At 44.2% G+C, this 14,293-nt stretch carries 14 protein-coding genes and 1 tRNA gene; 2 read left to right on the plus strand and 13 right to left on the minus strand.

Annotation, left to right across the window (positions count from 1 at the left end; translation table 11 throughout):
• Window positions 1-66 precede the first annotated feature (66 nt).
• Window positions 67-1,839: a signal peptide peptidase SppA gene (sppA, locus tag Q1A18_RS07390; protein WP_299578301.1), complete on the minus strand. Its 1,773-nt coding sequence runs from the start codon at window positions 1,837-1,839 to the stop codon at window positions 67-69.
• Between the two features lie 89 nt (window positions 1,840-1,928).
• Here sppA and folK point away from each other — a divergent pair, with 89 nt between their 5' ends.
• Window positions 1,929-2,417, plus strand: coding sequence for a 2-amino-4-hydroxy-6-hydroxymethyldihydropteridine diphosphokinase (folK, locus tag Q1A18_RS07395; RefSeq protein WP_299578302.1), 489 nt, complete (start codon window positions 1,929-1,931; stop codon window positions 2,415-2,417).
• A gap of 108 nt (window positions 2,418-2,525) precedes the next feature.
• Window positions 2,526-3,809: an MFS transporter gene (locus Q1A18_RS07400; protein ID WP_299578303.1), complete on the plus strand. Its 1,284-nt coding sequence runs from the start codon at window positions 2,526-2,528 to the stop codon at window positions 3,807-3,809.
• A gap of 90 nt (window positions 3,810-3,899) precedes the next feature.
• Here the strand turns inward: Q1A18_RS07400 and upp are convergent, their stop codons facing one another.
• The 12 genes from upp to Q1A18_RS07460 all read right to left on the minus strand — a co-directional run bounded on the left by upp (window position 3,900) and on the right by Q1A18_RS07460 (window position 14,214).
• Window positions 3,900-4,562 (minus strand): uracil phosphoribosyltransferase, encoded by a 663-nt coding sequence (gene upp / locus Q1A18_RS07405; RefSeq protein ID WP_299578304.1) that lies wholly within the window; start codon window positions 4,560-4,562, stop codon window positions 3,900-3,902.
• 49 nt (window positions 4,563-4,611) lie between these two features.
• Window positions 4,612-5,679, minus strand: coding sequence for a GNAT family N-acetyltransferase (locus Q1A18_RS07410; protein WP_299578305.1), 1,068 nt, complete (start codon window positions 5,677-5,679; stop codon window positions 4,612-4,614).
• A 3-nt stretch (window positions 5,680-5,682) separates the two neighbouring features.
• Window positions 5,683-6,621 carry a polysaccharide deacetylase family protein gene (locus tag Q1A18_RS07415; protein WP_299578306.1) on the minus strand — a complete coding sequence of 313 codons (939 nt, stop codon included), beginning with the start codon at window positions 6,619-6,621 and terminating at the stop codon, window positions 5,683-5,685.
• On the minus strand, window positions 6,618-7,529 hold the full coding sequence (locus Q1A18_RS07420) for a hypothetical protein (protein ID WP_299578307.1): 912 nt from the start codon (window positions 7,527-7,529) through the stop codon (window positions 6,618-6,620). Before Q1A18_RS07420 ends, Q1A18_RS07415 begins: the two co-directional genes overlap by 4 nt.
• Window positions 7,510-8,838 carry a polysaccharide deacetylase family protein gene (locus Q1A18_RS07425; protein ID WP_299578308.1) on the minus strand — a complete coding sequence of 443 codons (1,329 nt, stop codon included), beginning with the start codon at window positions 8,836-8,838 and terminating at the stop codon, window positions 7,510-7,512. The genes Q1A18_RS07420 and Q1A18_RS07425 overlap by 20 nt, the downstream gene beginning before the upstream one ends.
• Before the next feature lie 9 nt (window positions 8,839-8,847).
• Window positions 8,848-9,537, minus strand: a complete 690-nt coding sequence (gene radC, locus Q1A18_RS07430; RefSeq protein ID WP_299578309.1) for a DNA repair protein RadC — start codon at window positions 9,535-9,537, stop codon at window positions 8,848-8,850.
• 123 nt (window positions 9,538-9,660) lie between these two features.
• A complete protein-coding gene (gene rpsT, locus Q1A18_RS07435) occupies window positions 9,661-9,912 on the minus strand; it encodes a 30S ribosomal protein S20 (RefSeq protein ID WP_299578310.1) in 252 nt (83 codons plus the stop codon).
• 30 nt (window positions 9,913-9,942) lie between these two features.
• Window positions 9,943-10,014, minus strand: a tRNA-Glu gene (locus Q1A18_RS07440).
• Window positions 10,015-10,194: 180 nt separating this feature from the next.
• Entirely contained in the window at window positions 10,195-11,136 is a 942-nt protein-coding gene (locus Q1A18_RS07445) for a hydrogen peroxide-inducible genes activator (RefSeq protein ID WP_299578311.1), read from the minus strand.
• A gap of 60 nt (window positions 11,137-11,196) precedes the next feature.
• Window positions 11,197-11,709, minus strand: coding sequence for a TrmH family RNA methyltransferase (locus tag Q1A18_RS07450; RefSeq protein WP_299578312.1), 513 nt, complete (start codon window positions 11,707-11,709; stop codon window positions 11,197-11,199).
• Window positions 11,710-11,765: 56 nt separating this feature from the next.
• Window positions 11,766-12,248: a LytTR family DNA-binding domain-containing protein gene (locus Q1A18_RS07455; RefSeq protein WP_299578313.1), complete on the minus strand. Its 483-nt coding sequence runs from the start codon at window positions 12,246-12,248 to the stop codon at window positions 11,766-11,768.
• 526 nt (window positions 12,249-12,774) lie between these two features.
• On the minus strand, window positions 12,775-14,214 hold the full coding sequence (locus Q1A18_RS07460) for a thioredoxin family protein (protein ID WP_299578314.1): 1,440 nt from the start codon (window positions 14,212-14,214) through the stop codon (window positions 12,775-12,777).
• Between the last annotated feature and the right edge of the window lie 79 nt (window positions 14,215-14,293).

A 14,293-nucleotide genomic window follows, 5' to 3' on the forward strand; every position in this document is an offset into this window, starting at 1 on the left:
CATCTTGTTAGTTAACCGAACAAAATCGCTGTTGGGGAACAGTTCTGTCTGCCCGTTCAGACCGATTTAATCCAGCTGAATATCATAAGGCATGCGGGCCAATATGCCGCGCGTTTGCTTCATCCGCTTCAGGTGCTGATAAACCGGATAAGCATCTCCAAGTTCTTGTTTTACAAACCACATTTGTGCCGATCCGGACATCTCTTTCAGCCATTCTTCAAACGGATCTTTAATCTCAGGTAAGGCCTTAATGCGGTAACGATCCAGTCCGGCCATTTCTTTAGCCAACTGAATGGCATCGGTTACGCCCCCATACTGATCAATCAGGCCAATTTCCAAAGCATCAGGACCTGCCCAAACCCGGCCTTGCCCCACTTCATCCACCGCCTCCATGGTCATGCTGCGCCCTTCGGCCACCCGACCGGTAAAGGTGCGATAGCCTTCTTCAATGTAATTTTGCATCAACGCTTTCTCAAATTCAGTGAGCGGACGGGTAAGCGATAACATGTCGGAATGAGCATTGGTATTCACCACATCCTGTGTGATTCCCAGCTTATCCGTCATCAACTCTCCGGCGTTGGGAATCACCCCGAAAATACCGATGGAACCGGTGATGGTTGTCCGATCGGCCAGGATGGTATCAGCCGCCGCTGCAATGTAATAACCACCTGAAGCGGCCACATCGCCCATCGACGCAATTACCGGCTTGACATCGGCCGCCAGTTTGACCTCACGCCAAATGACTTCCGAGCCGTAAGCACTTCCTCCCGGCGAGTTAATACGAAGCACAATGGCCTTGATGGAACTGTCGCGACGAGCCTGACGAATGGCACGTGACAACTCTTCCGAGTCTACCCCATCGTTTCCGGAACCGGGCATATCGATACCACCACTGGCATAAACCACCGCAATTTTGTCGCGAGCCAGTCCTTTACCATCCGTTGGTGCAGGTACCCGGGAGTAATCATTCACGTCAACAACCCGTACATCTTTGCTTTCGCGGGTTCCGGTAAGTTGTTTCAAATCATCAATCACCTGATCTTTATACTTCAACGAATCCACCAGGCCTTGCTCTAAAAGGTAATCGGCCAATTGGAAAGTCGTTACCTCGTCAGCTAAGTCGCGCAGTTTTTCGACTGAAACTCCGCGTGAACCGGCAATATCTTTCAGCATTTGAGTCCATAAGCTGCCAATGTATTTTTCAGTTTGCAAGCGGTTTTCCGGGCTCATTTTTTCCAACAGGTAAGGTTCAACTGCTGCCTTAAATTTCCCGTGACGAATCACCTGCATTTCAACGCCTACTTTTTCCAGCGCATTTTTAAAGAATAAATGCTGCGAGCTCAAACCTTTCAACTCCAACATTCCTTTCGGGTTCATCACCACCTGATCGGCAACCGATACCAGGTAATAGGCTTTTTGCGACAAGGCCTCGCCATAGGCATAAATAAATTTGCCACTTTCCTTGAAGTCCAGCAACGCTTTCCGGATTTCTTCAACAGTCGCCAAACCGGCATTAATCATTGACGGATTCAGGTAAATGCCTTCTATCTTGTCATCCGTTTTGGCTTTCTCAATGCAATTCAGAATATCCTCCAAGCCAATTTGTTTTGTTCCGCTAAAACCCGGAAGATCCAGATCACTGAAAGGACTTTTATTGGTTCGTTCCACAATTTGGTGTTCCAGGCGAAGGATTAGCACGGTTTTATCCTTGACGGCAACCGTCTTTTCACTCATGGAAACCAGGGATGAGAAAATCCCAATGGACAAAATCATCATTAAAAACCCGGCAATCATCACGCCCACAATTGTTGCCAGGGTATACTTCAAAAAACTCTTCATAATGCTTATTTATAGCTTGTGGTTTCTAACTTTGTATTTCTTATGAATATGTACGAAAATACACAATTAGTTACAATAATAATCTAAACATGGCCAAGGTTTTTTTGCTTTTGGGAGGTAACTTAGGAAACAAAAAAGTAATTTTTAATCAGGCGCTTGCCTTGCTGGAAGAGGCCGTTGGTAAAATCGAACAACAATCAGCCATCTATGAAACAGAGCCCTGGGGCTTTGAGTCCGAGGATTTGTTTTGGAACCAGGTCGTGGTGCTTGAGACCCGTTTGGATGCTGACAGCCTCTTGGTTGAAACACAGCAAATAGAGTATCAATTGGGACGTGTGCGGCATGGAGCACAATACAGTTCGCGCTTGATTGACCTGGACATTCTCTTTTACGACCAGCTGATTCTGAATCAACCCCGGCTTGAAATCCCGCATCCCCGCATGGGCGAGCGACGGTTTGTGTTGGAGCCGCTGGCCGAAATTGCTCCTGACTTCATTCATCCTGCTTCCAAAAAAACAATTGCTCAATTACTTGCCGAATGCACGGACCAATTGGCGGTGAAAAAACTGGACGCCTGATTTATCCAATCAGCAGGCATTTCCACTCCACGGCTGAATAAGATCTTTCAAAAAAGTGCTACCTTGTTGCCCTAAACAACTAGTTCAAACTAAAATTTTAAAAGCGCGATGGCTAAACGAACACCATTCCCAAAAGTTTTTTGGGTAGCCAACACCATTGAAGTGTTGGAACGCTTTGCCTATTACGGCATTTACATGAGTTTTGGAATTTACCTGGGACAACTGGGCTTTTCCAAAGGTGATTTGGGGGCAATCCAAAGTATCTTTCTGGCCCTCTCCTATCTTATTCCCCTTTTTTCAGGGACTTTTGCTGACCGGTACGGTTTTAAAAAGATGTTGCTCATCTCGTACATGGCCTACCTACCAGCCATTTTACTGCTCATTTTAACCCAAACCTTCAACGGGATAGCCCTGACCATGCTGACTATTGGTTTTGCAGCCGGTATTTTTAAACCTCTGATTTCGTCAACGGTACGGGCGACTACTGATTCGACCAACAAAACGCTGGGTTTCGGTATTTTCTACCAAATGGTTAACCTGGGGGCTTCGTTGGGACCAATCGTTATGGGTAAGCTGCGCGGATGGTCGTGGGATTATGTGTTTTATACCGCTGCTGCCACGGTGGGTTTGATGTTTATCATTACCCTGCTTTTTTACAAAGAACCTGAGCGGGAACTGGAAGGTGTCACCCTTCGTCAAAAGTTCAGGGATATGGGCGAAGCGCTTTCCAACCTCAAATTTTTGAGTTTTCTGATTTTACTGGGGGTATTTTTCTGGCTTCCCTTCTGGGCCTTTTTCAACGTACTGGCCGTGTATATCAACGATTATCTGGATACCGCATCGCTATACGAATCGGTTCGCATGGTAACCGGCACCGGTATTGCCCAGTTCATTTCGAGCCAGGAAGAAGGCGTATGGCGGATTAACGCCGAAGCCATTTCGCACACCGGCTACATCATCATCGTTTTTCAATTGCTCATTTCCCGGATTTTTGAGAAGCGGGCGGCCATTCCTTCCTTTATGATTGGCTTGCTGATTGCAGCGGCCGGCTTTGTGGTGCTCGGACTTTCTGTGACCTCTGCAAGCGGCCTGGTGTTTCTTGGCGTATTTTTGTTTGCCGTAGGCGAAATGATTTCCTCTCCCCGTATTCAGGAGTACATCATGTGGATTGCACCGAAAGAGAAAGCTGGGTTATACATGGGAACCAATTTTCTGGCCACCTTCATCGGGGCTACACTCAGTGGTGTTTATACCTGGCTGATGGGAATTTACGAATCTTCCGGTCATCCGGAATACATCATGTACACGCTGACAGTACATACCCTGTTGGGCATTCTGGCCATCTACCTGTTTGTTAAAAAGCTGGGCGAGTTCCAGGAACGAACCGAATAAGGCAATCATCAGACAAGTGAAGACATAAAAAAACCGGGCAACACCCGGTTTTTTCTATTGTGAATTATCTTAACGCTTATTCGTTATTTTCTAGTGTGAATCAGCTTTGGGGCCAAAAGCCAAATCGCCTGCATCTCCCAATCCGGGAACAATGTATGATTTAACGGTCATTTCATCGTCAATGGCACCAACCCAAAGTGTTACATTTTTGGCTTTAATTGTCTCCTGAACGTATTCCACCCCTTTCTTACTGGCAATAACCACCACCAGGTGTACATGTGTTGGATCACCTTTTTGCAAAAGTGCTTTGTATCCCATTTCCATCGAAGCGCCCGAAGCCAACATCGGATCCGAAAGAATTGCTACTTTTTCATCCAGATCCGGCGATGCCAGGTATTCAAACTCAATATGAAACTGCCCTTGATCATCATACTTCCGGTAAGCCGAGATAAACGCATTTTCAGCCCGGTCAAAAATATTCAGCAAACCTTGCTGAAGAGGCAATCCGGCACGTAAAATAGTTGCCAGAACCGGTTGCTGGTGCAGGGTTGGAACTTTAGCCACACCAAGTGGTGTTTTTACTTCTTTTACTTTAAAATCGAGCGTCTTGCTGATTTCGTAAGCAAATATTTCGCCAAAACGTTGTAAGTTTTTTCGAAATCGAAGAGGATCCTTCTGAATCTCGTGATCTCGTATCTCTGCAATGTATTGATTGAAAATGGAATTCGACTCGCTCAGGTTGATTACTTTCATGTCCAAAAAATTTTGCCGAAAATAACGATTTTTTTCTTTTTAGAGGGGCTTAAGTAAAGATAAAATCCCCTTCACCGTCCTGAATTTTGCGCATCGCTGCAGAAATCGGGAAAGAAGAATAAATTCCTTGTTCTATTCTCTTATGAAACAAGAATGGGTTCGCATGTTTCTGAATCTTTTTTGCCAGCTCAGGCTCCAGAATTGTCAGAATTTCAATTTTTTTCCGCACCGAAAGCTGAATCAGAAAACGCGCAGCTACCCATAGTGAATTCTGCGGCAACTGCAGATGAACGGTTTTCAAATGGCCATCGCGGATCGAATAAATCAGAAAGCCAATCAACCGCCGCCCCTTCATGAATTTGACCGTTTTGTAATGAAACTGGCTGGCATAGGAAGAAAACGGATAGTTCGGCAGCCAGTCCTTTTTCGCAGTGGATACCCAAGGATAGGCAAAAATCCATTCCAGTTCTTTTTGCCCACGCTCAAACAGGTAACTATCCTTTTTGGCTTCAACCAAGCGATAACAAGCCTCATCCGGCAAGTCGAGCACATCAATATTGAGCTGCTTCCAGCGGCGGGGATGATACAGCAAGCGCATCAGGTTGGCCAAAAGACGAATGAACACATCCACAACTTTAAAGAAAAGCGTCATCCCCTTAAACCGATCGCGCAGCAAGTCAGCGGTTTTGACAAAAAAGTAAAAGCGCACGCCATCCTCCAAAAACATCGGTGTAAAGAATTCTGATTTTAAGTAAACCTGGAGCGAAGCAGGCGCGTAGTTGGTAAACAGCAAGCGCTCCTCCCAATCCTTCAAGGCCTCTGTCAGCAGTTGTGTTGAATATCCCCGACGTCGATAATCGGGATGAACCCAGTTTCCACTCAGCCAGGCAATTCGCTTGCTTTGGTTCATCAGGCGGGCAGGATAAAGAGTTCGAAAAGCAATCAGCTTTGTATCATCGTGAAGCAGGTAAAGCACCGGATCTTCCGCCTCTGCATGCGGGTTGTTAACATAGGAGGCTACCCGGGCCGGACTAATGGGTTTTGTTTCCAAATCCCGAAAAAAATCACTCGTTAGAAATGACTCTAACTCCTGCAACCGAATCTTCTTCAATTCCATGATCTATTCTCTTTTTACCACATGTTTATTTACCAATCGTTTCATTTGAAACGACAAAAATTCCATTTTCACAAGTTGGCTGGCACAAGCAAAACCGTCCTGCTCCATGGCCAGCCGCTGATAATGTTTCTTTTCCGGATCCAGCTTCAGACCGGCCGTACCAAAGGTCAGATCACATAAACGCTCGCGCCGAATGGCATCAAACACATCGCGCGACACCCCTTCATCGGTAAACGGAAAAGCAAATGCTTTAACGGCAGGCGAAAAATTGGCCGTCAGCCACTCCATACTTTCCCTGATTTCATCCAGCTGATGTTCTTCATCCAAGAGCCAGAATTCCGGATGATCCCAGCTATGAGCTCCCACCGTAAAACCATCCTTTTCCAACTGATGCAGTTGTTCCAGGGTCATGTAAGGACTTTCCTTTTGCAGATAGGCTTCCCAATCCAGGCCAACGTCTTCGGCCATCTGGTCCAGCGAAAGCAAATCGGCATAGGTATTTTGCAGATCAGAAGCCACCCCTTGTTTGGCAAAAAACTGATGCAAAACCGCTGCTTTATACCGGTGAAAAAGATCGTGATTATCGACAAAAGCCGGGTTGACGAAAAAAGTAGCCGGAACACCCTTCTCCTTCAAAATAGGAGCAATCACCTCATAACATTCCCGCAAGCCATCATCAAAACTAAGGTGAAAGGTATTCCTCAGATTGTGACCTTTGTAAAGCTCTTCAAGCGATATGGGGTCAAAATGGGTCAACAAAAAGTCCAGGTCTTTCTTGAACCGGCTGATTGACGGGAAACGGTAATTGTACTGAAACGGGTGTTCCCCATCTTTCACTATGTGATAAAAAGGCAGCAGTACAGGCACTTCCTCCCCCGAACCTAAAGAGGCAAGTGAAAAAGGTTTAGCCACCGCTGTTAATATTTTGTTTCTGATGTTCATTTTTTAAGCCATTTTGACCACCACGGCAACCGGTTGTACCGGTAGTGATGGTACTTTTCGGGGCTTGCCCCAAATCCTTTATATAGTCGGGCAACGCCCGGTATTTGTGATCCTTCAAAATCCAGCAAGTACTCTTTGCCGGCGTTCTCCTGAATAAACCGGTCAATCAGGAAATACATGGCCTGGTACTTTTTACCTTCCGCACTGCTGATAGCACTCAGGTAAGTTACCCGGTATTTATCCCGAATAAAAAAGGCTGCTGCACAAAGCTCATTGCCGGGCGAATAAACGCCATAGATTTGCCCCAGGCTTCGGCTTAGCGCAAAGGCCAGAATATTTCGCAGCTTCTGCATTTCCTTCTCCGACAAACGAACCTGTTGGTTTTTCTTTTTAAAGCGCAGGTATTCTCCTGCTGAAATACTGCTCACCAAAATCAATTGGTGCTTGCTGGCTTTTTTAAGTTTACGCCGGGTATGTTGCGAATAATTACCGGCCATTACCTCATAACTATCCACGAGCGACAACAACAGGTTTTGCCGTTTTTCATACCCACCAACACTGTCTACCGGAAGTTGCATGGCGTTCAGATTGATTTCGGCAAACGAAAACCGCCGGGCCACTTCCTGTAAAAACAGCTGACTGACTTCCCTGGTTGGTGTTGGAAAAATACCGAGTTGCTGACAAAACAAAGGTTGGTACAAATAGCGAATGCCGAACTTCTGGCGGTAAGTCAAGGGCATGACATACCGATAATTCCCCATCACCAAAGCATCCCAACGGTCGCAAAGCTTGTCGAGATACCATGAGCGGGCATAAATCAAGCTATTGGGCGCATTGTCCAAACACCGATCCCATTGGTCGGTATCAATCGCTTCATAATTGACGTAGCTAATTAGTTCCTGATTCATCCTTGTACTTAATCGCCTGTTCTGTCATCTGTTCAAACACGGTACGCCATCCTTTCCATTCTCCCCGGTCACTCAGACTTTCATTATGCCATAAACATATAAAAGTTCCCCCGTATTCCCGAATTTCCTGCATTAATTTTCCGATGACCTCCAATGCCTCGTCAGGCGCAAGTTTCAGGTAATTTTTAAGCGTGACATCCATGAGCTGAAAAGGGTGAATCCGAAGCGTGGTTTGCTCCTCTTTTTTCAGGTCATAAAACCAGAAGGAGCTGGAAGTTCCTGCGCGAAATCCACACTGGTCGGCATAACCCATGGTATAATCATGTTGAATACCAGCCTTGATTAAACGCCGGTATGTGGTTGGAAGCACCAGACGCAAAAAATGCTGACGCGAGGCTTCCACCTTTTGCTGAGTAATAGTCTCCAGGGTTCGGATCTCCTGCCGAAGTTCCTTTTTCCTTTTTGTTGACCGATAGGAAGGATGAATGCCCAATTGAAAATTGGCACTTAGCTCTTTTATCAGTTTTTGAAGTTCCTCATTGTCTGGCGACACATTCCGGTCGTATTGACTTGTTTTGCCTAATAAAATAAAAAAGCGAAGCAGCTCTTTTCGCTCCCCATACAGCTCGCGAATGTAATCGTAAGTATCGTACGGATCATCCAATTCTCCTCGCAACACCTGCATCCGTTCTTCCAGCAAATGCTTTTCACCTTTGAGCAAACCACGCACAAAAGCGCCAGCCGTGCGCCACCATCCTTTATTCTTATAGGCCCAGGCATTATCAATATCAATGGTTGAAAGAAAATCAAAGCGAGGTTTTTCATAGTCAAATCCGGGATAATGCATCTTTATTTCATGAGCAATAAGTTGCGCCCACTGATTAACCACCGGCTTATCCAACAAATGATTGCGATACAGCACACTATGATGCGACGGATAACGATGATGTTCATCCAGCTCGCGCATCAGGTACTCCTCGTACCGACTCAGCAAATAAAAACTGGCTGCAAAAGGATCAAAGGGTAAAAAAGAATCACCTGAGGATTCAAAAAAATACACTTCGTCCTTATAGGGCACTGCTTCCAGACTATGAAAATTAATGGTATGTTGAAAAAGAATCGGATGTGGATGCATCTGTAACGGACAATCCAGTGGAAGCAAGGAATAATTTATCTTCGGAAACTGGCTTTCATTAAACTCATGCAGGTCGGTTGTCAACAAAAAAGGAACGCCCAGGATTTCGGAAAAAATAAAATCAAAGGTGTATTGCAAGCGATTGGTTATTTCCTGAGCAAATACAACAAGCATAATTGGTTTTTAAAGTAAAGCCTCATCAGCAAAGCTAAGATACTGATCGTGGGCAATAATGACATGATCGAGCACTGTAATTTCCATTAATTCGGCAGCATCCTTAATTTTTCGGGTTACTTTTTTGTCAGCTTCGCTGGCAGCGCAGTTTCCCGAAGGATGATTGTGGCATAAAATCAAGGAGCAGGCTAATTTTTCAAGGGCTGTTTTCAAAATCAGTTTGACATCAATCACCGTCCCAGTAATGCCGCCTTGGCTCACCATAAATTTATCGATAACGGTGTTAGAACGGTTGAGCAATAAAATCCAAAATTCTTCATGAGGAAGATCTTCCAGCAGAGGCCGAAAATAGTTTGCTGCATCACGACTATTGACTATGACCGTTTTGGCCGGGGCATTTTCTTCTTTTCGGCGCCTCCCCAATTCCAGTGCAGCCAGAATATTCACTGCTTTGGCCTCTCCAATACCATTAAACTTAAGCAGGTAGGAGGCATCTTTTTTACTGAGCGTCGCTAAATCATTGTTCACCGTTCCCAAAATACGGCGGGATAATTCAACGGCTGATTCTTTCGAATTGCCTGAGCCAATTAAAATGGCCAGCAATTCAGCTTCCGACAGGGAGCGTGTTCCTTTGGTCAACAGTTTTTCCCGTGGCCGGTCTTCCACGGCCCACTCTTTAATGCTTGGTTTCTTGTACATGATACTGCAGTTGTGCTAAACCAAGTTATGAAGAATGAGAGAAATAATGAAATCCATCCTTCAGTTCAGAGCAAAAAAAAAGCCTCTTCTTTCGAAGAGGCTTCCTTAATATCTTGTGTTTGCTTATAACTTGCTAACGTGTGAAGTTAATTTTGATTTCAAATTGGCTGCTTTGTTTTTGTGAATCAAATTCTTCTTAGCCAATCGATCAATCATAGAAACAACCTTTGGAAGTTGCGCTACGGCTGCTTCCTTTTCGCTTATCGCACGAATATCACGAAGCGCATTACGCATAGTCTTGGCAAAGTACTTATTGTGTACTTTCTTTTTTTCGTCTTGACGAATTCTTTTTTTAGCCGATTGATGATGTGCCATTTTCTGTTTCTTCTGAATAAATAAAATTAGTAGCCCGTAGGGGATTCGAACCCCTGCTACCAGGATGAAAACCTGGCGTCCTAACCCCTAGACGAACGGGCCATCATGTCTGTTCCTGAATTGGAGTTGCAAAAGTAATTGTTTTTTTTTTGCTTCCAAATTTTCTCAGGATTTTTTTTCGCTGAAATCGGCTGCCCTACTTTTAGGGTGGCTGTTTTTGATTTCAGCGATGCAAAGAAATGGAACATTTTTTAAACTTCAAAACAAAAAATGAAAAAAAATTTACTTCCATTCTACAATTGTTCCCCGCTCGCGACTCAACAGTTCCTGGGGCATGGCAGCAGCCATCTCTTTCCACAACAAGTCAACCAGCTTATTCTTAGCAAAATGGCGTGAATACACCAGACTAACTTCGCGCAAAGGGGTTACATCATCAAAACTTCGAACATGTTTTCTTCGACAATCAGACATATCCACCGTTGCCAATTCCGGAATCAGGGTAATGCCGCCTTCCTTGTCAATAATGTTCATAAGCGTCTCTAACGAGCCTGCTTCGAAGTGAAAAGGAAGCTCCCGGTTGGATGCCCCTTTAAAGGAACACAGGTTGATTACCTGGTGGCGGAAACAGTGGCCATCGCTCAGCAACCAAATCTCCGGCGTGGCAATGTCTTTCACTTTTAGTTTTTTCTGATTGTAAAGCGGATGATTCTCGTGGCAATAAAGCATCATTTCCTCGTAAAAGATCGGCCTCTCATTAATCTTATCCTCTTTAAGCGGTGTGACTAAAACGCCCACATCCAGCAAATCGCGCTTTAAGTGGTCCACAATATTTTCGGTAGTCAACTCCTCAACGGTAATCAGAATATTGGGGTATTTGCGCTTGTAGTTACCAATAAAGAGCGGCAATAGGTAAGGTGCTAATGTGGGAATGATTCCGATTTTCAGTTCTCCGGAAATCAAATTTTTGTGATCCTTGACAATGTCGTTTACCTTTTCGGTTTCCTGCAAAATAATCCGCGATTGCTCAATAATGCGTTTGCCAACATCGGTTGGAATTAAGGGTTGCTTGCTTCGGTCGAAAATAATAATCTCTAAATCTTCTTCCAGCTTTTTGATTTGCATACTGAGGGTGGGTTGCGTGATAAAGCAATGTTCGGCAGCGCGGCCAAAATGCCTAAACGTGTCAACAGCAACAATGTATTCCAACTGAGTTAGTGTGATCATGGATTTTTCTATTTTATCTTGCTACTTGCTAAAAATAGAAAAAAACAACAGAAACTAAACTTAATTAGTAAAAAGTTGCTGACGCAACCACTCAAAAAGAGCAATACTTAACGCATGGGAGATATTCATTGATTTACAAAGACCTGTCATCGGAATATGAACACTGTGAGCACAGCGATGGATATGTTCTTCGGAAAGTCCATGCATTTCACTTCCCAGCAGAAACGCAACTTTATCAGGAAGTTTCGTGGCAAACACGTTTGTCGATGCTTCATTGGTTTCAATTGCCACCAGGGTATAGTCCTTCGGAATGGCCTGAAAAAATTCCTCCGAGCTAAGCCAAACCAGTTTGACATGCTTGTAGCTTAGTCCTGCCGTTTTCCGAATGCTACCTTCGCGCTTGGGGTTTTCATCATCGAGCAAGTAAAGCGTGTCGCCCCCAACATTATCTATTAGACGCATTAAACTACCCACATTTTGCGGATTTTTAACTTTCAATGCAGCCACAATGGGCTTGTGCGTTGGTTCAGGATACTGCTGTGACTGAAAAAAAGCAACTGAATTTGTTTCCATCCTGTTCTTGCTATTTGAATTCTTTGCCCCTATACCTATCTGGAAAGAATCCTTTATCATTTAACTGCCCGGAGTACATTCTGTTCAGACAAGGTGCCGGATATTTTTTCCTTAAACGATTTTCTGCGCGGAGCTGAAAAACACGTGCAATCAAACATGATCCACTTTTTAAAGCTTGCCACCTTGTTCTTTCCTATAATCATGTTTCGACCACTTCCGTGACGAACACATAATTCAATTTTGCTATTCTCAATGTAGGAAAACGATTGAATCGCATTATAATTGACAATAACCTGCCGGTTAATCCGAAAAAAGCCCGGGCAAATATCTTTTTCTATGGCCGACAGTCCTAATTCACAAAAATAGGTTTCATTATCTTCGGTTACGACAAATACGTTTTTATTCTCATGAAAAAAATAAAGAATTTCCTGAATCGGAAGAATCAACTGGGTTAGCCCTTTCGATACAATAATATTCTTCAATACCAAGGAAGCTCCCTGGCTTTCATCATGCTCCTGAATCTCACAATACGCCTTCATTGTCAACATGTTTATGTTGCAGAGTATTAATTAAGAACGCCTTAATGTCTGAAACAAACCACAAACAAGAAAATTGATTAGTTTAAAAAAAGATGAAAGCATGGAATCACAACATCAGGTATGCTAAAGCCCTTCATCCGATTCATTGCTGAATTGGCAAATCGTCAAAGGCTTATTTTATAAGCCCGTTTATCCCTAAAAGTCCCTTTTCTTCAATTTGCAGTAAGCGAGCACCCGGCATTTATGTAGTTCCCGGATGATCAAACATTATAGTCTCTACCCTCTTCACGTTATTACTTGTTCTCTTTCATTTAAGCTTAGGCTCCATTCGCTATTTAGCAGAAAAACAACCTAAAAAAAACGCCATTTGGGTCAACCCTAAATCCATCGTAACTCTCTTAAGTAATTTTCAGTTACGATAATTCCACCCCAAACAGACTACAAAGAAAACAAAAACAACTTAGCAAATGACCATTTATGTCTTGCAAATCGATTATTTAACTTATCAATCAGAAAAAATACGTTTCTAATTGCCACTGATAAATGATTCAAGCTGCTTAAAGGATTCCGGAATTTGTAAGATCGTTTTATCCTTACCCAGAATAAACATAACCGGACTCGACAAGATGTAGTAATCATTAGCCACCGGGCTATTGATACCACCGGGCGCCCACACATCAGTCCATCCATAATTTTTTTGATTGTGAAACTGCTCCCATTTTTCCCGGTCCTCATCCACTGAAATGGTAATCACATCGAACCAAACCTTATTTTCAGGCACGTCATTCCAGCTTTTCAGTTTGTCAAGCAGCTCCTTGCAATGGCTGCATTCCGAATCGTAGAACACGAGCAGGCCATAGCTTTTATCGTTGGAAATTCCGTTAAACCGCACCTGCATACCGTTCACCATTTCGGCCTCAAAGGAGGGAGCCAGTGCCCCTGCCGTTAGTTTCTTCATTCCTTCCAGCCGCCGAAGAATTTCCTGTTTTTTGGATGTCAGACAATGTGGATTCTGAATATGCGCTTCAAGCATTCGCATGCCCGGTGCAATTCCCAAAGCCTCGTATCCGACATAAAAATAATCAACCATCCAGCCATACACCTCCGGATGCCCTTGCGCCGCTTTTTCGCAGGCAATCCTTCCTGCTTGGGTAAACAGGGAATCCCGAAGTTCATCCGACGTGACATGCATGCCAAACATGCGCATGTAAGCGGTTACAAAGTCATTGAAAGCCTGAGTACGCAAAAGCCAGGGATCACTCAAATCAATCTCATCAAAATAATGCAAAGCCTGCTCGTGCAGTTGTTGCTCTGCCGAAGTTTCCCAGCTGATGTCTGGCACTTTCTGAAAAGCATACACACGGCTTACGAACAAGTCATTTTGAGCTTCCTCCAACGCGGCAATCCATTGGTTATAGCGCTGTCTGTTTTTCTCAAACTCCTTTTCCGCTTCCTTGTAAAACCGGCCTTCCTTTTCATGATAACCAGCCAGAAGCTGCTCCAGCAAAATAAGGGGTTGTCGGCGCGTGGCATTTTCTTTCAGAAAAGCAAAGTAGCTTGTGTTCTCCACGTCATTGCCCAGGTAAACGCTATCCGGCTGTGTTTGCAGCGGATTAATGCCAATTTCCAGGTCATTTTCATTCATGAAAAAAACAAACTCCGAAGGATAAGACTGGTCCGTTGCTTTTTGGCGGTAATCCATCCGTAACAAAAACTGTCCGGGAAGATGTGCTTTCGGGATTGTCAGACTAACCGAATCCTGTACGCCATCAATCGTCTTCAAGGCCGATTCATAGCGTCCGTTTTCAAAGGGAGTCACCGTTATTTTGGAATCATACACTCCCCGAATGTGAATGGTTAGTTTCGTCTCATTCCCCTGCCCTGAAGCCTTCAGGCTCCAAGGTAGTAGTGCCAAAAGCACCAAGGCAAAAATGTAAATTGGTTGATTATCTCGTTTTAAATTCATTGTTCTCTCTTTTTAGCCACTTCAATTCCGGGATTTCGCTCTCCGCTACGCTCCCATTTTTTCTGCGGCAAATATATTT

The organism is uncultured Sunxiuqinia sp., from assembly GCF_947495665.1.
Lineage (GTDB): Bacteria > Bacteroidota > Bacteroidia > Bacteroidales > Prolixibacteraceae > Sunxiuqinia > Sunxiuqinia rutila.